Source organism: Candidatus Polarisedimenticolaceae bacterium (assembly GCA_036376135.1).
Taxonomy (GTDB): domain Bacteria; phylum Acidobacteriota; class Polarisedimenticolia; order Polarisedimenticolales; family DASRJG01; genus DASVAW01.
Genome location: DASVAW010000045.1, coordinates 26,973 through 49,444 on the forward strand (window position 1 = coordinate 26,973; position 22,472 = coordinate 49,444).

General features: G+C 72.0%; 21 protein-coding genes. 8 read left to right on the forward strand and 13 right to left on the reverse strand.

Annotation, left to right across the window (positions count from 1 at the left end; translation table 11 throughout):
- Positions 1 to 97: 97 nt before the first annotated feature.
- Positions 98 to 2,140, forward strand: coding sequence for a DUF6600 domain-containing protein (locus VF139_04030; GenBank protein ID HEX6850551.1), 2,043 nt, complete (start codon positions 98 to 100; stop codon positions 2,138 to 2,140).
- Between the two features lie 86 nt (positions 2,141 to 2,226).
- Here VF139_04030 and mpl read toward each other — a convergent pair whose 3' ends face one another.
- From mpl to VF139_04045, 3 genes are read right to left on the reverse strand one after another with little or no spacing between them, the layout of a single operon-like run.
- A complete protein-coding gene (mpl, locus tag VF139_04035) occupies positions 2,227 to 3,627 on the reverse strand; it encodes a UDP-N-acetylmuramate:L-alanyl-gamma-D-glutamyl-meso-diaminopimelate ligase (protein HEX6850552.1) in 1,401 nt (466 codons plus the stop codon).
- A 5-nt stretch (positions 3,628 to 3,632) separates the two neighbouring features.
- Positions 3,633 to 5,018, reverse strand: coding sequence for an AsmA-like C-terminal region-containing protein (locus tag VF139_04040; GenBank protein HEX6850553.1), 1,386 nt, complete (start codon positions 5,016 to 5,018; stop codon positions 3,633 to 3,635).
- A gap of 8 nt (positions 5,019 to 5,026) precedes the next feature.
- Positions 5,027 to 5,995: a patatin-like phospholipase family protein gene (locus tag VF139_04045; protein ID HEX6850554.1), complete on the reverse strand. Its 969-nt coding sequence runs from the start codon at positions 5,993 to 5,995 to the stop codon at positions 5,027 to 5,029.
- Between the two features lie 51 nt (positions 5,996 to 6,046).
- Between VF139_04045 and VF139_04050 the strand changes: the two genes are divergently transcribed.
- The gene (locus tag VF139_04050) at positions 6,047 to 6,763 is read left to right on the forward strand and encodes a protein-L-isoaspartate(D-aspartate) O-methyltransferase (protein HEX6850555.1); all 717 of its coding nucleotides are present in this window, start codon (positions 6,047 to 6,049) and stop codon (positions 6,761 to 6,763) included.
- Here VF139_04050 and VF139_04055 read toward each other — a convergent pair.
- Entirely contained in the window at positions 6,760 to 7,419 is a 660-nt protein-coding gene (locus tag VF139_04055) for a type II CAAX endopeptidase family protein (protein ID HEX6850556.1), read from the reverse strand. The two genes, VF139_04050 and VF139_04055, sit on opposite strands and share 4 nt — an antisense overlap.
- Positions 7,420 to 7,473: 54 nt before the next feature.
- Here VF139_04055 and proS point away from each other — a divergent pair, with 54 nt between their 5' ends.
- Positions 7,474 to 8,955 carry a proline--tRNA ligase gene (gene proS, locus VF139_04060; protein HEX6850557.1) on the forward strand — a complete coding sequence of 494 codons (1,482 nt, stop codon included), beginning with the start codon at positions 7,474 to 7,476 and terminating at the stop codon, positions 8,953 to 8,955.
- A gap of 6 nt (positions 8,956 to 8,961) precedes the next feature.
- Here proS and VF139_04065 read toward each other — a convergent pair whose 3' ends face one another.
- From VF139_04065 to VF139_04090, 6 genes are all read right to left on the reverse strand, one after another.
- Positions 8,962 to 9,594, reverse strand: a complete 633-nt coding sequence (locus tag VF139_04065; protein ID HEX6850558.1) for an energy transducer TonB — start codon at positions 9,592 to 9,594, stop codon at positions 8,962 to 8,964.
- Positions 9,558 to 10,748, reverse strand: coding sequence for an SGNH/GDSL hydrolase family protein (locus VF139_04070; GenBank protein HEX6850559.1), 1,191 nt, complete (start codon positions 10,746 to 10,748; stop codon positions 9,558 to 9,560). Before VF139_04070 ends, VF139_04065 begins: the two co-directional genes overlap by 37 nt.
- The gene (locus VF139_04075) at positions 10,718 to 11,872 is read right to left on the reverse strand and encodes a hypothetical protein (protein ID HEX6850560.1); all 1,155 of its coding nucleotides are present in this window, start codon (positions 11,870 to 11,872) and stop codon (positions 10,718 to 10,720) included. Before VF139_04075 ends, VF139_04070 begins: the two co-directional genes overlap by 31 nt.
- A gap of 3 nt (positions 11,873 to 11,875) precedes the next feature.
- Positions 11,876 to 12,889, reverse strand: coding sequence for a type I glyceraldehyde-3-phosphate dehydrogenase (gene gap, locus VF139_04080; protein HEX6850561.1), 1,014 nt, complete (start codon positions 12,887 to 12,889; stop codon positions 11,876 to 11,878).
- 5 nt (positions 12,890 to 12,894) lie between these two features.
- Positions 12,895 to 13,920 (reverse strand): type I glyceraldehyde-3-phosphate dehydrogenase, encoded by a 1,026-nt coding sequence (gap, locus tag VF139_04085; protein ID HEX6850562.1) that lies wholly within the window; start codon positions 13,918 to 13,920, stop codon positions 12,895 to 12,897.
- Between the two features lie 186 nt (positions 13,921 to 14,106).
- Positions 14,107 to 15,264, reverse strand: a complete 1,158-nt coding sequence (locus VF139_04090; protein ID HEX6850563.1) for a hypothetical protein — start codon at positions 15,262 to 15,264, stop codon at positions 14,107 to 14,109.
- A 195-nt stretch (positions 15,265 to 15,459) separates the two neighbouring features.
- Between VF139_04090 and VF139_04095 the strand changes: the two genes are divergently transcribed.
- From VF139_04095 to VF139_04115, 5 genes are read left to right on the forward strand one after another with little or no spacing between them, the layout of a single operon-like run.
- Positions 15,460 to 16,047, forward strand: coding sequence for a sigma-70 family RNA polymerase sigma factor (locus VF139_04095; GenBank protein HEX6850564.1), 588 nt, complete (start codon positions 15,460 to 15,462; stop codon positions 16,045 to 16,047).
- On the forward strand, positions 16,044 to 16,487 hold the full coding sequence (locus VF139_04100; GenBank protein ID HEX6850565.1) for a hypothetical protein: 444 nt from the start codon (positions 16,044 to 16,046) through the stop codon (positions 16,485 to 16,487). Before VF139_04095 ends, VF139_04100 begins: the two co-directional genes overlap by 4 nt.
- Positions 16,484 to 17,470, forward strand: coding sequence for a hypothetical protein (locus VF139_04105; protein HEX6850566.1), 987 nt, complete (start codon positions 16,484 to 16,486; stop codon positions 17,468 to 17,470). The genes VF139_04100 and VF139_04105 overlap by 4 nt, the downstream gene beginning before the upstream one ends.
- An 11-nt stretch (positions 17,471 to 17,481) precedes the next feature.
- Positions 17,482 to 19,515 carry a PEP/pyruvate-binding domain-containing protein gene (locus tag VF139_04110; protein ID HEX6850567.1) on the forward strand — a complete coding sequence of 678 codons (2,034 nt, stop codon included), beginning with the start codon at positions 17,482 to 17,484 and terminating at the stop codon, positions 19,513 to 19,515.
- A 38-nt stretch (positions 19,516 to 19,553) separates the two neighbouring features.
- Positions 19,554 to 20,807, forward strand: coding sequence for a VWA domain-containing protein (locus VF139_04115; protein ID HEX6850568.1), 1,254 nt, complete (start codon positions 19,554 to 19,556; stop codon positions 20,805 to 20,807).
- Here the strand turns inward: VF139_04115 and VF139_04120 are convergent.
- From VF139_04120 to VF139_04130, 3 genes are read right to left on the reverse strand one after another with little or no spacing between them, the layout of a single operon-like run.
- Positions 20,758 to 21,081 carry a lipid-A-disaccharide synthase N-terminal domain-containing protein gene (locus VF139_04120; GenBank protein HEX6850569.1) on the reverse strand — a complete coding sequence of 108 codons (324 nt, stop codon included), beginning with the start codon at positions 21,079 to 21,081 and terminating at the stop codon, positions 20,758 to 20,760. The genes VF139_04115 and VF139_04120 overlap by 50 nt on opposite strands.
- Entirely contained in the window at positions 21,071 to 21,790 is a 720-nt protein-coding gene (locus VF139_04125; protein ID HEX6850570.1) for a glycosyltransferase family 2 protein, read from the reverse strand. Before VF139_04125 ends, VF139_04120 begins: the two co-directional genes overlap by 11 nt.
- Positions 21,787 to 22,455: a hypothetical protein gene (locus tag VF139_04130; protein ID HEX6850571.1), complete on the reverse strand. Its 669-nt coding sequence runs from the start codon at positions 22,453 to 22,455 to the stop codon at positions 21,787 to 21,789. The genes VF139_04125 and VF139_04130 overlap by 4 nt, the downstream gene beginning before the upstream one ends.
- Between the last annotated feature and the right edge of the window lie 17 nt (positions 22,456 to 22,472).

The window sequence follows — 22,472 nt, forward strand, 5'->3', positions numbered from 1 at the left end:
CGTCCTCGCCGGGGATCGCGCGCCGAGGGAAAAAGCCCGTCCCCCGGCTCCCGATTCATGGCACGTCGGGTGCAAAGGACGGGAGTGGAGGTCCGCCATGAACACGGTGCGCACCCTCGGTTGGACGGTCGCCACCCTCGCTTCCGCGCTGCTCCTCGCGCCGGCACCTCCAGTCCGCGCGCAGGCCGAGAATCCCGAGTCCTACGGCGACGGGTATCAGTCGGGGGACTACGGCCGCATCCGGTTCTCCGACGGCGGCGCCCTGATCGTTCGCGCCTCCTCGGAGGACGAGCCCCAGGAGCGCGCCGGCGCCAACGCCCCCGTCTTTCCCGGCGACGCCGTGCGCACCGCCGCGAACGAGCGGCTCGAGATCGAGCTCGCCGCCGGCTCGCTCGTCCGGATCGACCGCGAGACCCGCGTCACCTTCCAGTCGCTCCCCAGCCCGTACGCGAAGTTCCGCGACAACACCGTGCTCAACCTCGACCAGGGGGTGCTCCAGATCGCCGCGAGGATCGGCCAGGAGGACGAGTTCCGCATCGAGACGCCGTCGGCGTCGGTCTACCTGCTCGGCGACGGGGATTTCCGCATCGAAGCCGACGCGGACCACACCCGGGTCTATTCGCGACGCGGCGTCGCCGAGGTCGTCGGCGAGGGAGGGTCGGTCCTCGTCCGCGGGGGCCAGCGCACCAACGCCTACCGCGGGATCATCCCGGAAGACGCCCGTGCCTTCAGCAGCTACGCCTCGGACGGCTTCGACCGCTGGGTCGCCTCGCGTGAGGAGTCGTTCCGCGGAGACGAGCGCGTCGCCGACGACGGGACCGCCGAAGCGCTTCCCGACGAGGTGCGCCCGTACTACCGCGAGCTCTCGACCTACGGCGATTGGGTCGAGGTGCCCTCCTACGGCCGGGTCTGGTACCCGCACGACGTGCCCGTCGGCTGGCGCCCCTACTGGGACGGTTACTGGGACTACGGGCCCCACGGGTACTTCTGGGTCTCGAACGAGCCCTGGGGCTGGGCGCCGTACCGCTACGGTCGCTGGAACTGGGTCGGCGGCTACGGCTGGTGCTGGATCCCCGGACGCGTCTTCGCGGGCGCATGGGTCTCGTGGTCGTGGGGAACGGCCTACTTCGGCTGGGCCCCTCTGGACTACTGGGGTTACCCCGCCTACATCGGCGGACCGTATCATCACGGGCACTACGATCCCGGTTGCTGGACGTTCGTCGACCACCACCACATGGGCCATCACGACGTGCGCCGGTACGCGGTGCCGGTCGACCGGGTCCCCCGCGGGGAGCTCGACGGCAATCGCGTCGTCGCGCGCGCCCCGAAGGTCGCACCGCGCCAACTGGCCGAGAGTCGCGACTGGAGAGAGCGCGCCGCGCGGCAGGCCGCCAACGAGCCTACGGTCCGCACCCGGCCGACCGACCGCGACCGCACCGCCGGCCGCCGCCTGAGCGACGTCGAGGATCGGATGACCCGCAGGGGCGGGCGCGATCTCCCGCGCGCGGCCGATGCGCCGCGCGCCGAGCGCGGGCGATCCTCCGAGCGGGGCGAGGTCCCCGGCCGGACGGTCGAGTCGCCGCGTTTCCCCCGCCGCGTCGGCGAGGATCCCCGCGCGCGCGCCGAATCGCGCCGTTCGACCCCGAAGCCGCGAGAGGACGCCGCGACCGCGCCGGCGCCCCGGGCGCCGCGCGACGGCGGACGCGTCGACAACGAGCGCCGCTCCCTCTACGACCACGTGTCTCGCCCGCGCGACGTACAGAAGGGGGACGCCGGCCGCGTCGTGCCGACCCCCGCGCCGCGCGTGGAGCGCCGTGAGCAGGCGCGCGGGACGCCGCGCGAGCCGCAGCGCGCCGCCCCGCAGCGGTCCCAGCCGCAACGCTCCGAGCCGCAGCGCGCGGCTCCGCAGCGGTCGCAGCCGCAACGCTCCGAGCCGCAGCGCGCCGCCCCGCAGCGGTCGCAGCCGCAACGCTCCGAGCCCCAGCGCGCCGCCCCGCAGCGGTCGCAGCCGCGCCCGCAGCAGGCGCAGCCGCAGCGTCGCCCCGACTCGCCGCGGCCGGCGCCGGCCCCCAGGAGGGAGCCCGCCAAGCCGAAGCAGAACGACGGCGGCAAGGGGAAACACGAGCGCGGCGGTCGCTGATCAGGACGTTCGTCCGGAACCGGCCTTCCCCCCTCACCGGTTACGGGCGCGGGCCGGCGGCATTGTGCCGCCGGCTCGTTTCTTTCTTATCGGGACTTCAGCGCCTCGAGCAGCTTGTCGTGGATCCCGCCGAACCCGCCGTTCGAGAGGACCGCGACGACGTCGCCGGCGCGGGCATGGGCGACGAGGTGGGCGACGATCGCGTCGACGCCGGGGAGGAAACGCGACGGCCGTCCGCGCCCCGCGAGGTCGCGCACGAGCCGCTCCGGATCGAGGCGGACCTCCTGCGGGAGCTGCTCGGCGCCGAAGACCTCGGCGAGCACGACCTCGTCGGCGTCGTCGAAGCAGGTCGCCAGGCGGTCCTGGAACACGTTCCGGCGAAGCGACCACGACCGCGGCTCGAGGACGGCCCAAACCCGCCGCCCGGGATACCGCTGGCGCACCGCCCGCAGCGTCTCCGCGATCGCGGTCGGATGGTGGGCGAAGTCGTCGAGGACGAGCACCCCCGCCGCCTCCCCCTTCACGTCCATCCGACGCCGGACGCCCTCGAATGTCGCGAGACCGGCCGCGACCTGCGCCGGGGACAGCCCCTGCTCGACCGCGGCGGCGGTCACCGCGAGCGCGTTGCGCACGTTGTATTCCCCCGACACGCGCATCGCGACGTCGGCGAAGTGCCGTTCCCCGCGCTCGATCGTGAAGGCGACGCCGTCGGCGCGATGGTCGAGCCGCACCGCGCGCCACTCCCCCTGCTCGAGTCCGTACCCCTGGACGCGGGCGAGGGCATGCGCGGTGACCTCGCGCGAGGTGGGATCGTCCTCGTGGCGCACGACGAGGCCGCGGCGAGGGACGATGTTCGTCAGCCAGCGGAAGACCTTCCGGACCTGCTCCTCGTCGGCGTAGATGTCCGCGTGGTCGAACTCGACCGTCCCGATCAGGCACGTGTCGGGGCGGTAGTGCATGAACTTCGGCCCCTTGTCGAAGAACGCGGTGTCGTATTCGTCCCCCTCGAGGACGAACGGGGAACCGGTTCCGAGCCGGTACGAGTTCGCGAAGTTCCTCGGGAGCCCTCCGATGAGGAACCCGGGGGCGAGCCCCGCGTGGTCGAGGACCCAGGCGAGCATCGAGGTCGTGGTCGTCTTCCCGTGCGTGCCGGCGACGACGATCGAGTGCCGTCCGGGAAGGAACCGCTCCTCGATCGCCCGCGGCATCGAGGTGTGCGGGAGGCGGCGGTCGAGCACCTCCTCCGCCTCGGGATTCCCGCGGCGGACGGCGTTCCCGACCACGATCAGGTCGGGAGCCGGCTCGAGGTGCTTCGCGTCGTACCCCTCGTACACGACGACGCCCATCTCCGCGAGGATCGTCGAGGTGGGCGGATACAACTTGAGGTCCGAGCCGGTGACGCGGGCCCCCGCCTCGTGGAAGAGCCCGGCGAGCGCGGCCATGCCGGTGCCGCCGATCCCGATCAGGTGAACGTGTTCGCGGGCCAACGCCGCTACCTCCCGAGAAGCCGCTTGAGCAGCCCCTGTTTCTTCTCCCGGAGCTGGTCGCGCAGACCTTCCTCGAGGAGCTTGTCGACGTCGATCTCGACGCGCGGCGACTCGATCGTGCCGCGCAGCTTCATGGGGATCGTCAGCCGGCCGTCCTCGCCGACTCGGATCTTCAGCTGCGGCGTCCGCGCGACGAGCATCGCCGACGACTCGGGCGAGAAGGCGGTGCGCACGTCCAGGCGCAACGGCCCCGCGAGGTCGATCGCCCCCTGCCCGTCGAGGTCGAGGTCGGCGGAGCGGACGCGAAGGTCGTCCGTCCGCGCCAGCCCTTCCTTCAGCGCGAACGACGCGGCCATGGTCTCGAAGGGCGTTTCGTCCTTACCGATCCCCCGCCCCCCGGCCTTCTCGAGCGTCGACGCCACCTGGCGCAGGAGCCCGACGCTTTTCAGGGCCCCGTCGCGGATCTCGACCGACGCCTGCCCCTCGAGCGCCTTCGCGATCGAAGGGGCGTCGGCGCGCCCCTCGACCGCGAGGGTCGCGGAGCCCGTCCCCTCCAGGGCCCCGCCCGCCGCCATGAGGATTTCCTTCGAGAGCGACTCCACGTCCACGCCGCCGACGATCGACTCGATGCGGAACGGCACACCCGGCTCCTGGACGCGCACGAGCCCGGTCATCGTCCCGGTGCCGCCGTGGAGCCGGAAGCCCCCTTCCTCGATGCGGACCCCGGCGCGCTCCACGCGCCCCTTCGCCCGGATCCCGGTGACGGTGAGCCCGGCGACGCGCGCGGAGCCTTCCATCTCGGCGCGCAACGCTCCGGAGCGGACCCCTTCGACCGACGCTTTGGCCTCGAAGACGTGCGGACCGACCCGCGCGGTGAAGCTCTCGACCGTGACGCGGTCTCCTTCGGCCCGGGCGTCGAAATCGATCTCCCCGCGGGGCGCGTCGCGCATCGGCACGACGACCGCCTCGAACCGGCCGCGCAGGCGCGACCCCCCGCCGTCCTCCCGTCCGATCCGGCAGCGCAGGGACGCCTCGCGGAGGACCGTCGCGCCGCCGCGTCGCACGTCCGCCCCCTGGATCGCGAGCCAGCGCGGCTGCGCCTCGCCCCGGAGCAGCGGCCAGACCGCGAGTCCCACGCGCACCTGCTCGGCGTCGAGGGAGGGGGTCCCCGCGATCGAGAGGCTCCCGGCGCGGACGGAGATCCCCGTCCACAGGCTCAGGCGCAGCGTCCCGAGTCGCACTTCCCGGCCGAGCACGCGTCCGAGCCGCTCTTCGACGCGGCCGCGGAACGCGTCGGCGTCGACGACGCGGGGGACGATCAGGGCCGCGCCGACCCACAGCGCCGCGGCGGCAACCGCCGCCCCGAGGGCGATCTTGGCGGAACGTCGCATGGGATCGTCTACTCCACGACGAAACGGAGATCGGAACGGGAGAGATGGTACTCGGCGTGGCGACGTCCCGGGGATCGGCGGAACAGCGCCCGCCATCGCTCGCGACGCAGCAGGGCGCGGATCCCCGGCGCCGCGGCGGTCGCGGCGAGGTCTCCCGCGGTGATGCAGTAGTCGGCCTGATCGAAATCCGCCCAATGGACGTGCTGGACGGACGGCTCGAGGAGCACGTCCGCGAAGCGGCGCTGGAACCCGGTCAGGGCGATGTCCTTCATCGCGTTGGCGCGGATCATGACGTCGACGCCGCGCCCGAGCTCGTGGGACGCCTCGAGGTCGGCCGAGATGTCCACGCCGATCGTCACGTCCGCGCCGAGCCGGTAGGCGGGGAGCACGGGGACCTTGTCGATCCAGCCGCCGTCGACGAGGAGGCGCTTTCCCATGCGGCGGGCCGGGAACAGGCCGGGGATCGCCGAGCTCGCCGCCGCCGCGTCGCGCAGACTCCCGCGCGAGAAGACGACCTCCTCCGCGTTCTCGAGATCGAGGGCCACGCAGCCGAAGACGGTCGGCAGCGACTCGATCGCGCGGTCGGGGAGGATCGCCTGCACGCTCGCCTGGAACTCCTCCGCCGAGACGAACGACGGCCGCATCGTGGAGACGCCGTAGACGATCCCCTGCCGCACCAGGCGCGAGACCGAGTACATGAGCCCGCCGCGGTGGTGGCGGGACTCCTTCAGGAACGACAGCCGGGTCCGCCGGAACTGATCGCTCCCGAGGACCTGCCGGAGGGCCGCCTCGACGCCGGCGATGTTCCCGCTGGCGGCGTACGCCCCGCCGACGATCGCTCCCATGCTGGTCCCGGTGACGACGTCGATCGGGATCCGCTCCCGCAGGAGTGCGCGGACGACGCCGATGTGGGCGAGGCCCCGCGCGGCGCCGCCGCCCAGGGCGAGTCCGACCTTGAGTCGACGGGGAAAAGGCACGGCCGGAAGATAATGTCGTTCGGGTGGCCGAATCCACCGGAAGGAGGAGCGATGCGACGCCTCACCGCCATGCTCTCGGGGATCGGGGTCGCCGCCGCCTGCGGTTTCGCCAGCTGCGCCGCCGACGGCCGGGAGGGGGGGCGCGGCGACCGCGAGCGGATGGTCGACACCCAGATCGTCGCGCGCGGGGTCAAGGACCGCTGCGTGCTCCAGGCGATGCGCACCGTCCCGCGGGAGCGGTTCGTCCCGGAATCCCAGCGCGCGTTCGCCTTCGCGGACGGGCCGCTCGCGATCGGCGAGGGGCAGACGATCTCCCAGCCTTACATCGTGGCCCTGATGACCGAACTGGCGCGGCCCGCACCCGGCCAGAAGGTCCTCGAGGTCGGCACGGGTTCGGGGTACCAGGCCGCGGTGCTCGCCGCGTGTTTCCAGGAGGTCTTCACGATCGAGATCCTGCCCGACCTCGGCCGGCGTGCCGAGGCGCTCCTCCGGGACCTCGGCGTCTCGAACGTGCGCGTCCGGATCGGCGACGGCTACGACGGCTGGCCCGAGGCGGCCCCCTTCCACGCGATCGTGGTGACCGCGGCGCCGGACACGATCCCGAAGCCGCTCCTCGAGCAGCTGAAGGTGGGCGGGCGGCTGGTGATCCCCGTCGGCGTCGCCGATCAGGAGCTCGTCGTGGTCACGCGCACCGCGGAGGGGTTCCGGCGGGAGTCCGTGATCCCCGTCCGGTTCGTGCCGATGACCGGGAAGGCGGAGCGCGACTAGGAGACGACGAGGCCCCAGAGGTTGTTCAGCGCGTGGGCGACGATCGGCGCGAAGAGCCCTCCCGTCCGTTCGCGGAGCACGAACAGGATCGTCGCCAGGACGAAGTAGGCCGGGAGGAGCTCGACGATCCCGTGGACCGCGCTGAACAGGACCGAGGTCATCAGGTAGGCCCAGCGCACGTCCAGCCGCGAGCGCACCGCCTCGAGGAATCTGCCCCGAAACCACGACTCCTCGACGAACGGGACGAGGCAGGCGCCCCAGAGCAGCAGGACCGCCGGGGACGGCACGACGCCCCGCAGGTACGCCGCCGTGTCCGGGAGCTTGACGCCCGCCGCCTCCAGCAGCCACGACCACGCGCCGCCGGCGAGGATCATCGCGACCGCGCCGCCCACCCCCCACCCCAGGTTCCGGCCGGAAGGCCGGAGGCGTGAGGCGAGGCGGCCCCGCTCGGTCGCGACGAGCCAGCCGAGGCCGAGCACGTGCGGCCCGAGGACGAACCACGCCCCGACCTCCGGAGCGGCCGCCGCGGCGAGGAGCGTCTCGCGGTTGGGGAACACCACGGCGGCGAGCACGATCCCCCCGAACAGCAGGGATTCGAGTCCCAGCCACAACCCCAGCGAGACCCAACCCCGACCCCAGCGCGGCCCGTCGTCCATGCGTTCCCCTCCGTGGTGTCCCTATAATGCGCGCTTCTCTCGAAAGGAAGGGCCATGGCCAAGCTGATCACCCCCCGCGCCGAGGACTACTCGCGCTGGTACACCGACGTCGTCACGCAGGCGAAGATGGCCGACTACTCGCCGGTCAAGGGGTGCATGGTCATCCGGCCGCACGGCTACGCGCTCTGGGAGAACATGCAGCAGGCGCTCGACCGGATGTTCAAGGACACCGGCCACGAAAACTGCTACTTCCCGCTATTCATCCCGAAGTCGTTCCTCGCCAAGGAAGCGCAGCACGTCGAGGGGTTCGCCAAGGAGTGCGCGATCGTCACGCACTCCCGGCTGATGGCGACGGAGATCGACGGCAAACCGGCGCTCGTCCCCGATCCGGCGAGCAGGCTCGAGGAGGAGCTGATCATCCGCCCCACCTCCGAGACGATCATCTACTCGATGTTCGCGAAGTGGGTGCAGTCGTACCGCGACCTCCCGATCAAGATCAACCAGTGGGCGAACATCGTCCGCTGGGAGATGCGCACCCGGCTGTTCCTGCGCACGACCGAGTTCCTCTGGCAGGAGGGGCACACGGCGCACACCTCCTTCGAGGAGGCGCAGGAGGAGGTCCTGCGCATGCTCGACGTCTACGCGACCTTCGCCGAGGAGTGGATGGCGGTCCCGGTGCTCAAGGGCGCCAAGACCGAGAAGGAGAAGTTCGCCGGGGCGCACAGGACCTACTGCATCGAGGCGCTGATGCAGGACAACAAGGCGCTGCAGGCGGGGACCTCCCACCATCTCGGCCAGAACTTCGCGAAGGCGTTCGACCTCAAGTACCAGGACGAGTCGGGGACCTGGCAACACGCCTGGAACACGTCGTGGGGGGTTTCCACCCGCCTGATCGGCGCGATCATCATGGCCCACGGCGACGACAACGGCCTCGTGCTGCCCCCCAAGCTCGCCCCGGTCCAGGTCGCGATCGTCCCGATCTGGAAGGGAAACGATCCCGTCGACCGGATCCTCGGCGTCGCGCGCGAGGTGGAGGGTCGGCTGAAGAAGGCGGGGATCAAGGTCAAGGTCGACGCCCGCGACAACCTCTCCCCCGGGTTCAAGTTCAACGAGTGGGAGATGCTCGGCGTTCCCGTGCGCATCGAGATCGGCCCGAAGGACGTCGAGAAGGGCTCGGTCGTCTGCGTCAAGCGCCCGAACCGCGCCAAGAGCTTCGTCCCGATGGGAGAGCTCGAGCCCGCGGTCGCGCGCCTGCTCGACGAGATCCAGAAGGAGATGTTCGAGGCGGCGAAGGCGCGGCGCGACGCGGCGACCTTCGTGATCGACTCCTACGACGCCTTCAAGGAGCGCAACGACTCGACCGGAGGGTTCCTCCTCGCCCACCACTGCGGCGAGACCGCCTGCGAGACGGCGATCCACGAGGAGACGAAGGCGACGATCCGCTGCATCGCGTTCGACGTGCCGGAGGAGAAGGGGGTCTGCGTGCGCTGCGGGAACCCTTCGGAGCGACGGGTCCACTTCGCGAAGGCGTATTGACCGGGGTCAGAGCCCCTTGATCAGGCGGAAGGTCATGTCCGCCTGGAAGTCGCAGGGGACCGGGACGCCGTCGCGCAGCGCGGGGAAGAACCGCCACTTGATCACCGCCTCCATCGCGGCGCTGCCGAAGCCGGCGTAGTGCGCCTGCCCCCAGTCCCCGACCCGATCCCAGTCCCAGTAGATCACCGTGCCCTTCGGCCCGACGGTGGCGAGCACGAGGATGTCCTTCTCGAGCCCGGCGAGCCGGCCCGCCTCCGGGTAAGCCGGAGCCGCGCTCTCGAGGAGGACCGGCGGCGTCACGTCTTCCTCGCAGCGCGCCAGGACGTCCACCCCGGGCATCGGTCGCGGGACCGGGAGCGCCGCCCTGACCGTCGACCACAGTTCGGGCGAGGGGCCGAGCTTGAGGAAGCTCTTGAACGCGCCGACGGCGTCCCGTCCCCGGTCTTGCGACGCGAGGGCGACGATCCGCCAACCGTGCAGCGCGGGGTTCTTCTTGTCCTCGCGGATCGCCTCTCGAAGCAGGTCATCCGCCTGCGCCGGCTGTCCCGCGGCGATCAACGCGCGGGCGCGGTCGCAGGGCTCGCACGCCGCCGCGCAGGTCGTCACGAGGAGTCCGACGATCCACGTAGTTCCGCGCACCCTCGTCCTCCGATCGTCTCCCCCGCGAGCCGGTGCCCGGCCTCGTTCCAGTGGCCGGCCCCGGGCGAGGTGTTCGGGAAGCCGTGCAGGAAAGTCCCCCTCCGCGTCGCGTTCTCCTGGAAGATACCGCCGAGCGGAACGACCGGGAACCCCTCGCGCTCCCCGAGCCTCGCGACCCGGCGATCCGCCTCGAGGAGATCGGGAACGCCGATCCGCCTCGCCGTCGCTTCGCGTTTCGCCGGATCGGGATCGACCTGCGCCCCGACCGTCGCGGTCGCGACCCAGAACGCAGCTCCGCGATCGCGGGACTCACGGTGCATCGCGGCGAGCATCGCCTCGGTGACCGCCCACGCCTCGTCCCACGGCGCCGGTGGGTTCGGAAGGAACGGCGCGTCGTCGAGCCCCGCCTCCCCCCCCTGCGACGAGGCGATCGCCCCGGCGCGGCGCGCGTTCTTCGCCTCGTTGAGCAGCTGCAGGACGCGCGAGTGGTCGATGAGCGCGTAGCCGAGACGCCACAGGGCGGACTTGCGCTTCAGGAACGCAGGCTCCCTGCGGAAGGCGTCGTCGAGGACGAGATCCCCGTCGCGCTGGACGAAGTAGGGCTTGAGCGGGTCGCGCTCGAGGGCGCGCAGGTTGTTGCGCAGGTCGTTGTAGGGAAGGAACAGCACGAGGACCGCGTCCGGCGACCATTCCCACACCCGCGTGCGCAGCGTCTGCAGCTCCTGCGCGGTCCCGTACCCGCTGGCGCCGAAGTTGAGGACCTCGACCTTCCTCCCGAGGCATCGCTCGAGCTCGCGCCCGGCGACCGCCCAGAAGGTCGCGTCGAGATCGACCTCGCGGGCCTCCGCGTAGGAGTCGCCGAGCACGGCGAGGCGGAAGACCCCTTCGGGCTTCACGCGCGCGACCGGGCGGTCGCGGCGGCCGTCGGCGTGGATCTCGACCCACGCGTCGCCCTCCCTGGTGTACCGCCCCGACGCTCCCGGCCGCAGCGCCGCGCCCCGGTCGTCGTCGACCCGCTCGAAGCTCGGGTAGGCGATCCCGGCGACCCGGAGGCCGATCTCCCCCAGCAGGAGCGCGACGACGAGCGATCCCGCGACGAGCAGGGCGGCCGCGAGCGCGCGCTTCACGGGAGGAACCGCGACGGCTGCGCGCACACGCGGGAGGCGATCGCTTCGGCGACCGCGCGATGCCCGTCCGCGTTCCAGTGCCCCGTCCCGAGGCGGGTGTTCGGAAAGCCGTGGAAGAACGTGCCGGTGCGGGCCGCCTCGTCGGCGAGGATCGGGGCGAGGGCGACGTACGGCAGATCCAGGCGCGCGGCGAGCGCCTCCAGGCGGCGCTCGGGGGCAAGCGGCTCGCCCCCGGCGACGACGCGTTTCCCGGGATCGGGGTCGACCTGCACCCCGGCGGTCGCCGAGACGAGCCAGAACCGCGCACCCTGCCCCGCGCTCTCCCTTGCCGCGGCCTCGATCAGCGCCTCGGTCACCGACCACGCGTTCGCCCACGCCGCAGGGGGGTCCGCGAGGAACACCTCCGGGGACAACCCCGCCTCGAAGGCGCCGCCCGCGGGAGCGGGAGGGGCCTTCAGGGCGAGCAGGAGCTGCACGACGCGCGAGTGCTCCACGAGGGCGTGTTTGAGGCGCTCCCTCGCGCTACCGATCTCGCGGATCCGGAGGGTCTCCCGGAAGGCGACGTCCTCCTCGAGGGCGCCGTCGCGGAGGACGAAATACGGACGCCCCGGATCCCCCTCGAGCTCGCGCACGTTGTTGCGGAGGTCGTTGGTCGGGACGACGAGCAGAAGGACGACGTCCGGAGCGTACGCCCGGACCTTCGTGCGCAATGCCACGAGCTCCTGCGCGGTTCCCCAGCCGCTCACCCCGAAGTTGAGGACCTCGACCTTCCGGCTTCCCGCGGCGCCGCACGCTTCCAGCGCGGGGCCGAGCTTCCGGAAGAAGGTCTCCTCGATCTCGACCTGCGCGGCTTCCGCGAACGAATCCCCGAGCACGGCGACGCGAACGACCCCCGGAGGCTTCGCGATCGCGTGATCGACGTCGCGCATTCCGGCGGCGTTGACGCGAAGGCGCGCGTGCCCCTCACGGGACTGCAGGCCGTCTGCGCCGGGGCGAAGGGAGGTGCCGGTGTCGCGGTCGTGGCGATAGGGTATCGGAGCGGACAGGCGCGCGAGGCGCAGGACTCCCTCGGCGAGGACGGCCCCGGCGATCGTCCCCGCCGCGACGAGCGCGGCGGCGGCGAGCGCCCGCTTTCCCGCGCCCGCCGCCATCGATCAGCGCATGTCCGCGAGTTTCCGGATCAGGTCGACGACCCGGCAGCTGTATCCCCACTCGTTGTCGTACCAGGTGATGGTCTTGACCAGGGTGCCGCCGAGGACCCGCGTCGACGGGGCGTCGAAGATCGCCGAGTGCTCGTTCTGGATGATGTCCGACGAGACGATCGGCTCCTCGCTGTACTCCAGGACCCCGGCGAGCGGCGGCGTCGAGGCCGCCCGCTTCATCGCGGCGTTGACCTGCTCGACGGTCGCGGGCTTCTCGAGCTCGGCGACGAGGTCGACGATCGAGCCGTCGGGAACGGGGACGCGCATCGCGATGCCGTCGAGCTTCCCCTTCAGGGCGGGCAGCACCTTCCCGACCGCGCGGGCGGCGCCCGTGGTCGTCGGGATGATGTTCTCGTTCGCCGCACGCGAACGCCGCAGGTCCTTGTGGGGGACGTCGGCGAGGCGCTGGTCGTTGGTGTACGCGTGCACCGTCGTGATGTATCCCTTCACGATCCCGAAGTTCTCGTGCAGGACCTTCGCGACCGGCGCGAGGCAGTTCGTCGTGCACGAGGCGTTCGAGATGATCCGGTGCTCGGGGCGCAGGCTGTCGTCGTTGACCCCGAAGACGATCGTCGCGTCGACCTCGTCCTTGGCGGGGACCGTCAGGATCACCCGCCCCGCCCCCGCCTGGAGGTGGAGCGCGCACTCCTCCTTCGACCGGAACTTCCCCGTCGCCTCGACGACGATGTCGATCCCCATCTCCCCCCACGGGAGCTTCGCGGGGTCCTTCTGCTGAATCATCGTGACCGTCTGACGGCCCGCGTGCATCTTCCCGTCCGCGATCGTCACCGTCCCGGGGAACTTCCCGAAGACGGTGTCGAACCGCGTGAGGTAGGCGAGCTGCTCGGGCGGCGTGATGTCGTTGATCGCGACGACCTGGACGTCGTCGCGGGAGGAGAGCAGCCGGAAGACCGAGCGTCCGATCCGGCCGAACCCGTTGATCGCGACCTTGGGCACCTTGGCCATCGCCCTCACCTCCCCGCCGGAAGCGCGGTCTCGAACGCGGACAGCTTGAGGACCAGCTCGACCACGCGCGAGGCGTACCCCCATCCGTTGTCGTACCAGGTGATCGTCTTCAGGAGGTTTCCGCCGAGGACGGCGGTCGAAAGGCCGTCGAAGACGGCCGAGTGCGTGTTCCCGATCACGTCCGACGAGACGACCGGCTGGTCGGTGTACTCGATGACGCTCCGGTACCGGGTCGCCGCGGCCGACTTCACGACCTCGTTGACCTCCTCCACGGCGACGGGCCGCTTCATCAGCGTGACGAGGTCCACCGTCGACCCGTCGGGGACGGGCACGTTCAGCGCCATGCCGTCGAGGCGCCCCTTCAGCTCGGGGAGGATCCGCTCGACGACCTGCGGCGAGAACGTGGTCGTGGGGATGATGTTCTCCGCCGCCGCCCGCGAGCGGCGCATCTCGGTGTGCGGGACGTCGGCGAGGCGCTGGTCGTTCGTGTAGGCGTGGACCGTCGTCATGAAGCCCTTCTCGATGCCGAAGGCGTCGTTGAGGACCTTGCAGATCGGCGCCAGCGCGTTGGCGGTGCAGGACGCGTTGCTCACGATGCGCGAGTCCGGGGTGAGGATGTGGTCGTTGACTCCCATCACGACCAGCGCGTCGATCTCGTCGCGGGGCGGGACGGTGAGGATCACCCGCTTCGCCCCCTTGTCGAGGTGCCGCTGGAGGGTCTCCCGCGTCCGGTACTGGCCGGTGGCCTCGACCACGATGTCGCAGCCGAGCTCCCCCCATTCCACGTCGCCCGGGGCCTTCTTCTGGAGGATCCGGATCTGGCGGCCCTTGCAGTACATGCTGTCGCCGGTGACCCAGACCGGCTCGCGGAAACGTCCGTGGACCGTGTCGAACTTGAGGAGGTACTCGAGCGCCTTGGGATCCGCGATGTCGACGATCGCGGCGATCTCCACGTCCGACCGGTCGTAGAGGATGCGGAAGACGTTGCGGCCGATGCGGCCGAAGCCCATCAGTCCGATGCGAATCGCCATGGTTTCGCTCTCCGGAAGAAGGAGTCCGCTTCGAGTCGAAGCAGTCTAGGAGCACGGGCGGAGCGGCTGCAACCGGCCGGCGTCAAGGCGTCCCTATACATGGTGGTGCGGACCGTGTTGAACCAGGGGTGACGCCGCCACATGGGGCCGTGCGCCAGAACGCTTGCGGCGTCGGTCTGGGCCCGGCTAATAGGCCAGAGCGAGCTCATGAGGAGAGTTGGGGATTCCGGGCGTGATCCAGGTGCGACGGTAGACCTCCAGCCAGCTCGCCGGGACCCGGACGCGGGCCGGGAACAATCGCCGCGCCAGTACCCGCGCCCAATTCCACGGCTCACCCGTCAGACCCAGTCGCATCGCCGGCGTCGTGCGGTCGGGCTTGCGCTCGGAGACCCCCTTCACGAAGTTCCGCCACGCGATTGCGAGGTAAAGACGCTCGAGGATCGCGTTGGTCCGCCGCCCGAACGCGATCGTCTCCCGCCTATGGTGGCTCTCCGAGTGCCGCAGCAGACCGTGCAGCGCATCGACCGGGAACATCGCGCGGTCGCGAACGACGGCTTCGGCGCTTCGCGGCGACCTTTTCGGACCGCGCTTCGGATTCGCGTAAGCGGCGTGCCGGATCCTGCTGCGGAAGGCGGGTCGTGAGAAGACCTGCCGGTAGCTCGGGTGCCCGTCGGTGGTGAGCCCGATCGCGCGTTCTTCTGGGAAGAAATGCAGCAGCGCTTCGATCACCCGAGTCATCGAGCCTTCATAGCCCCCGCGGGATGGCTGCGGGGGCCGGTTGCGTCGCTTCGCCTCCTGGAACGTGGACCGCTTGCCGGCACGGGCGTGGGGGGCGGGGTCGAGGGCGTACACGAACGGCGACGTCTTCCCGACGACGGTGGCGACGCCGACCGGGTAGTCCTGCGTGCCCACGAAGGTCTCGAAGTGATCGGCGACGAGCTCTTCGTCGAGAGAAGCGAGCTCGGCCAGTGCCGAGGCGGTCAGGAGCAGCGCGTGTCGACCGAGCCGCGCGCTTTGCCGGGTGACGGTCGAAGGCGCGCACCTCAGCGACCGTGCGAGCTGGCGGTGGCAGGAGCCGGCCTGGAGCCCCGCGAAGATGGGGACCAGCAGCTCGGGACGCTTGAGGAAATAGGTCAGCGCGAACGCCTGCTTGCTGGAGGTCTTGCCGCAGGCCAGGCAGCGATAACGCGGAACCCGACGTCCGTCCCGTCGGCGGTACGAGCCGTGAGCTCGGAACCGGAACGCCTCCCCGTGCTGAAGGGTGTGCTGCGGGCAGTCCCGCCGGGGGCAGAATCGGGGCACGAAACGGCGTTGTTTCTCGACCGTTTGAATCGGCCAGCGCATGCCGAGAAGGCGAGCAGGCCCCGTGCCCTGAAGAAGTGACGACGGCCCAACCGCCGCGCCCCGGGCAATAGTCCGCGGGTGGACGCCACGTCCGCCGGTGGTCGCCACCCGTCAACACGATTCGCACCACCGTGGTCCGTATACTGGCGGCCCGATTTCGCGGGAACCCGCCCGCGACGAGGTTCGTTTCCCTTCATGACCGGACGCGACGAGGATGACAAGGCCGCCTCCGACCTCCGGGACGTGGAGGCGGTGCTCGCCGGGAACGCGGGAGCCTACCGCGGCCTCGTCGAGCGGTATCAGGGGATGGTCGCGGGACTCGCCTGGCGTTACGGCGTGAGGCGGGAGGACATCGAAGACGTGACGAGCGACGTGTTCATCAAGGCCTACGAGAACCTGGGATCGTACCGCCCGGACCACCCCTTCGGAACCTGGCTCTACCGTCTGGCGGCGAACCACGTGATCGACCAGGCGCGCCGGAGGAAGAAGGAACGGCTGCGGTCCGACATGCCCGAGCAGGTCGCGGACCCCCGGCCCGGCGCGGAGAGCGCCGTCGAGGTCGACGAGCGGGACTCGCTCGTCCGCGGCGCCCTCGGCGCGGTCGACGGCCGTTACCGCGACGCCCTCTTCCTGGTCTACGTCGAGGGCCGGCGTGTCGACGAGGCGGCGGCGATCCTCGGCATCCCGGAGGGGACGATGAAGACGCGGCTCATGCGCGGCCGCGAGGCGTTGCGGCGGGTCCTCCAGCGCCGCCATCCCGAGCACTTCGGAGCGCCGTCGTGAGCGGGCCCGATCCGATCCTCGACGCCCTCGCCCGCCTCCGGCGCGCCGAGGCCCCCCGCGTGGACGTCGCCTCGCGCGTGATGGCGCGCGTCGCCGTGCTTTCCGTCCCCGCGCGCCCCGAGCGACGGTACGGCCTGGGCGTCGCCGCGTCGATCGCGTTCGCCCTCACCGCGAGCGCCGCGGGGGCGCAGCTCGCGGGTCCGCTCCGATCCGCGGCCGCGGACGTCGTCCCCGCGATCCTCGCGGTCGTCCGCGGATTCGCGATCGCCGCCGCGGCCGCGACCGAGGCTCTCGTCCGCATCGCCGGGGGGCTCGACGGCGTGCGCGCGCTCGGCCAGGCCACCGGTGTCGCGGCGCTCGCCGCCGCGGGCAGCCTCGCCTTCCTGCTGCTGGCTCGCGAGATCCGCCGCGCGCCGGCCCTCGCCCGGAGCTCCCGATGATCACCCTCGCCGCCCTGGTCTTCCTGCTCGGCGCGTCCCCGACGCCCGCGGCGCCGCCGGACCCGCCGGCTCCGCCCGCCGTCCAGGCCCCGCCCGCCTTCGACGACCCGTCGTTCCCGTTCGGCGGGGACGAGGGCGAGACGTCGTTGCGGCGGGTGCGGGAGCAGGTCGCGGTCGGCAGCGACGTTCACGTGGAGCGCGACCAGCTGGTCGAGGGCGACGTCGTCTGCGTCGGCGGCGCGGTACGCATCGACGGCGTCGTCCGCGGGGACGTGGTGGTCGTAGGCGGCCGGCTCGACGTCTCCGGCACGGTCCACCAGCAGGTGGTCGCGGTCGGCAGCCGCGTGCGGATCGACGACGCCGCCCGCGTCCGGGGCCAGCTCGTGACCGTGCTCGGCAAGCTGGATCGCGACAAGGCGAGGGTCGACGGCGAGGTGACGAATCTCTCCTTCGGCGGCCTGTTCGTCCCGACCGGGGTGGGGATCGCGGGGCTGGCCTTCGCGGCGATCGCCTGGGATGCCCTGGTGCTCCTCGCGACGGCGTTCGCCGTGCTCGCGCTCGCCGCGCTGGCCCCGGAGCGGATCGAGCGGATCGCCGCGGCGGGGCCACGGTCGCCGTTCGCGGCCGTCGGGGGCGGCATTCTCGGCTACGTGCTCGTCGCGATCGTGCTCGGCGTGCTCGTGATCACGATCCTGGGGATCCCCGTCGCGATCCTGCTCTGGTGCGCCTTCACGCTCCTGAAGTGGATGGGGCTCGCCGGCCTGTCGCTCGCGATCGGGCGCCGGCTCGCGCGGGGCTTCGGCAAGAGCCTCCCCCTCGCGGCGGCGGTCCTCCTGGGGTTCCTTCCCCTCGCGATCCTCAGGCTCGTCCCGTTCGGGGTCGGCTGGGCCCTCTGGTTCCTGGTCGAGATCTTCGCGGTCGGGTGCGTGATCGCGTCCCGCGCGGGGCGCGCCGCGCCGGAGTCGATCCCGGCTCCGGTGTAAGATCCGCCGTCATGTCCGCCATCCCCCCGGACGCGCCGGGCGTCCTCGTCCTCCGCGGCCGCGCGACGTCCCCGGGACTCGCGTGCGGACCGCTTCGTCGCAATCGCGCCGACGCGGCGCCGAAGGACATCGAGGGGGGGATCCTCGTCGCCGAACGCGCCGTCCCGGACGACGTCGGCCGCATCCTCTCGGCTTCGGGAACGCTCACCCTCTCCGGCGCGGTCCTCTCGCATGTGAGCCTCCTGTCACGCGAGTTCGGCAAGCCTTCGGTCGCCCTGTCCGGCGGGAGCCGCGCGCGGCTGCTGGCCGAGGGGGACGGCCTCCTGCTCCTCGAGGACATCGTCGGAGGATCCGGCCCCGCGGTGCTCGTCGAGGGGGACGTGGTCCTGCTCGACGGCGACGACGGAGTGGTGCGCGTGCCGGGAGGGGTCGACCTCGACGAGCGGGCCCGCGTGCGCGCGGTCCACGCCCCGCTCGCGTCGTACGCGACGCTCCCGGACGACCCGAACCTCCTCCAGGCGCTGGTGGTCGCCTGCGAGAACCCTCACGGCGCGGCGTTTTCGTACCTGCTCGAGGCCGCGCTGCTGCACCGCCGCGTCCCCGCCGGCCCTCCGGCGAAACGCCTGATCGCCGCCTTCGCCGCCGATCCGACGCACGCACACGCCCTCGGCGAGCGTCTCGCGTGGATCCGCGCCAAGGTCGAGACGCGCGCGGCCGCCCGGTGCCGCTCCGCCGAGGAGGCGATCACGGCGGCGGAGGACCTCGACGAGCTCGAGAGGGTGCTTCGGAGCGTCGAACGAGCCGTCGAGCGCGACGCCGCGGTGCTCGAGGACGTCGACGCCCCGACCGACCTTCTCGAGGGCGGGCTCGACCCGGTCCTGAAGGCGGCGGCCGCACGACGCGATCTCCTGCGCGGGCGCATCGACACGGAAGTCACCGAGGCTCTGGCGCTCGACGACGAGGCGCTGCGCCCGAGACTGGGCGGACTGTTCCGCCTGCTCCGCCGGGCGCGCGCGGCGCGGGTCTCCGACGCGCGCCTCACGGAGCTGCATTCCCGGCTCGCCCGCCAACTCGCCGCCGAGCGGGCACGGGCGGGGATGCACCTCGTCCTCCCCCTCCGGGCCGACGGCCCGCGCGAGCGCGGCCTGATCGGGGGGAAGGCCGCGGGTCTCCTCGAGGCGGCCCGCGCGCTTCCACCCGACTGCCGCATTCCCCCCGCCTTCGTCGTCACCGCCTCCTCGTACCGCCTGCACCTGCTCGGCGAGACCGGCGAGCGCCTCCGACAGGCGACCCTCGAGAGCGCCGACGAGGCGACGCTGTCGCGACGGGCGCGGGCGGCCCTGCTCTCGGGCGCGATCCCCGAGGAGGTCCAGGAGGCGGTGGAGCAGGCCTACCTCGAGCTCGGCGAGCCGCGCGTTGCGGTCCGGTCGTCGGCCACGATCGAGGACGCGCCCATGGCGAGCCTCGCCGGGCTGTTCGACACCTACCTCGGCGTGCTGGGGCTCCCGAACGTCCTCGACCGGATCCGGTGGGCGTGGGCTTCGATGTGGAACGCACGGGCCCTCGCGGCGCTCGGAGCGGCCGGGATGTCGCCGCTCCGCGCGGCGCAGGCGATCCTCGTGCAGCAGGCCGTGGAGACGCGCGCCGCCGGAGTCCTGTTCTCCCGGGACCCGGCGGGGCGGGCGGACACGATGCTCGTGAACGCCACCTGGGGGCTGGGGGAAGGGATCTCCCAGGGCGAGATCGCGGGGGACCTGTTCTGGGTGCGCCGGAGCACCGGCGATCTCGTGGCGACCGAGGCCGGGGGCGGGACGAAGCAGATCATCCTCGACCCCGCGGGCCTCGGCACCGTCGAGGTCCCGCTGCCCCGGGAGCGCCTCGGACTCCCGTGCCTTTCGACCGGGGACCTGTCGCGACTGGCCGCGCTGGCCCAGTCCCTGGAGGCGGCGACCGGACGCGCCCAGGACGTGGAGTTCGGGTTCGGACCCGACGACGAGCTGGTGGTGTTCCAAATCCGCAGAATCGTGCCGCACCGCACCGCCTGAGGGGCCGGCCGCCTTTCCGGATGGTAACGTTGCCGCCGATGCGAACGCTCCCCGTCGCCGCCGCGCTCCTCGCCGCGATCCCCTGCCTCGCCGCGACCGTCCGTCCCGAAACCGAACGCGGCGCGCTGCGGTTCGTCGCCCCGAGGGACCTGTCGACGGTGCTCGGGCCGGCGACCTTCGCGCTCGCCGTGGAGCCGCCGGAGGGAACGCAGGTGGTCCGCGTCGAGGTTTCCCTCGACGCCAGGCTCCTCGTCGTGCTCGAGGCGCCGCCGTGGACGGCGAGCTGGGACGCCGGCGAGGAGGGCGGGAACCACCGGCTGGCCGCGCGGGCGATCCTCTCCGACGGCCGCGAGCTCCACGCCTCCGTCCGCACGAGCCCGCTTCGCATCGACCAGGTCGTGGAGGTCGCGCTCGTCAACGTCTACGCGATCGCCAAGGACGGCAAGGGCGACTACGTCCGCGATCTGCGCGCGGAGGAGATGCGCCTTTTCGAGAACGGGCGGCCGCAGCTGATCGAGCGGTTCAACGCCGAGCGCAAGCCGTTGCGCGTCGCGCTCGTCCTCGACACGTCGCTGAGCATGCGCGGCGACAAGATGGAGGAGGCCAAACGCGCGGCGCTCGAGTTCCTGGACGTCCTGCAGGCGGGGGACGAGGCGATGGTCGTCGCGTTCTCGGACCGCGTCGAGATCCTCCGGGACTTCACCTCCGACCGGGAGGCGCTCGAGACGGCGATCCGCACGGCCGTCCCGAAGGGCGGGACCGCGCTGTACGACGCGATCTGGACCGCTTCGGAACGCCTGGCGCCGCTGGACTCCCGGCGCGTGATCGTGCTCCTGTCGGACGGGAAGGACGAAGCGGCGTCGGGGCTGGAGCCCGGAAGCCTCCACAACTTCGACGAGGCGATCGAACGCGCGCTTCGGAGCGAGGCGATGATCTTCGCGATCGGCCTGGGCAGCACCCTCGCCCGCGACGCCAAGCGCCTGGAGTCGGACCCGGCGGCCTCCGCCGACCAGATGGACTTCTACGGCCGCAAGCCGCTCGCCGCGATCCTCAACGAGTTCTCGCGATCGACCGGCGGCCGCGCGATCTTCTCCGCGAGCGCCGGCCGCGTCCGGCGGGCCTTCGAGGAGGTGGCCGAGGACCTCCGCCACCAGTACGTGCTCGCCTACGCCCCCGACGACCGCCGCCACGACGGATCGTGGCGCGAGATCCGCGTCCAGAGCACCCGCGCCGGCGTGTCGTTCACGAACCGATCGGGGTACTACGCTCCGAAGGATCGGGCGACGCGCTGACCACGGGCCGCCCCCGACGGATCAGGACCAGGTTGCGGACGTAGACGACGAGCCCCGCCGCCTGCCCGACGATGAAGACGGGGTCGCCGCGGTGGATCGCGTAGGCGAGGAGGGCTCCTCCGCCCGCGAGCGAAAGCCACCAGAACGCGGTGGGAACCACGCTCCGGCGCTTGCGCTCGGACGCGATCCACTGCACGAGGAAACGACCCGAGAACATCGCCTGGCCGAGGAACCCCAGGGCCAGCCAGTCGTGCGGAATGCGGTCAAGGATCATGACGCTCGATCTCCCACGCCAGGCGCCGGCGTTGCATCCACCGCACCGCGAAGAGGTCGGCCGTCGCCCGGAACACGCGGTTCCAGACGCCGTACTTGCTCGCCCCCTTCAGTCGCGGCCGGTGATTCACGGGGACCTGCACGACGCGCCCGCCCTCCATCTTCACGAGCGTGGGGAGGAAGCGGTGCATGCCGGTGTAGAGCTTGATCGGGGCCAGGGCCTCGCGGCGGAACGCCTTGAGCGAGCAGCCGGTGTCGATGACGTCGTCGCCGGAGAGCCGGTTGCGCACGGCGTTGGCGATCCGCGACGAGACGCGGCGCAGCCACGTGTCCCTGCGGCTCGCGCGGTACCCGATCGCCGCCGCGTGCCCCGGCAGGGCGGCGAGGAGGACCGGGATGTCCTTGGGGTCGTTCTGCAGGTCGGCGTCCATGGTGACGACGACTTCGCCGCGGGCGTGCTTGAAGCCGGCGTCGAAGGCGGCCGTCTGCCCCGCGTTGCGCCGGAAGTGCAGGCCGCGGAGCTCGGGGACCTCCCGGACGAGCTCCACGATGCGCTCCGCCGAGCCGTCCCGGCTCCCGTCGTTGACGAGGACGATCTCGAAGGGGCGCCCGAGCGGACGCAACACCCCGACGATCTCCTCCACGAGGGGCCCGAGGTTCTCGCGCTCGTCGTAGACGGGGATGACGACCGACACGTCGGGCGCGCTCACGCCTCCCCCCGCCTCGCCTTGCGGTTGAACGGCCACAGGCGACGCCATCGCGCGAAACGCTCGACGAACGCACGTTCCTCGTCGGTGAAGGTATCCGGGGCGAGCAGCGCCTTCCACTTGAGGAGCGCCGCGCGGTCGGCCGCGGCGAGGAGCCGGAACGGCACGCCCCGGGGATCGAGCCGCAACGCCGCCGCGAGGTCCACGACGACGAGGCTGCCGTCCGCGCGCACGAGGACGTTCTCCCGCCCCCGCAGGTCGTTGTGGACGAGCCCCCGCGCGTGAAGGCCGGAGACGAGCGCGCGCAGCTTCTCGACGTAGCCCGCCCCGCGCTCGAACCGGTCGGGGGCGAACGCGAGCTGCTGTCCGTCGATCCTCTCGATCGCGATCGCGTGCGCGTCCACCCTGCCGAAGAAGCGCGGCACGCCCTCGACCCCCTCGAGGTGCCGGTACGCCGCGGCCTCGCGCCCGATCTGGACGCGGCCGAGCAGGCGCGTCCACCACGGTTTCGACGCGAAGTCCTTCACGACCATCGCCCCGTCGCCGAGGTCCACGAGGAGCAGATCGGCCTTGTTGGAGGCGCCGCGGTGGAGCACGCCGACCGTCGCCGCCGCGATCTCGGCCCGTCTCGGGACGCGTGGTACCGTGTGCGGGCTCGAGGTGTTCAATGCAGCCAATCTCAACG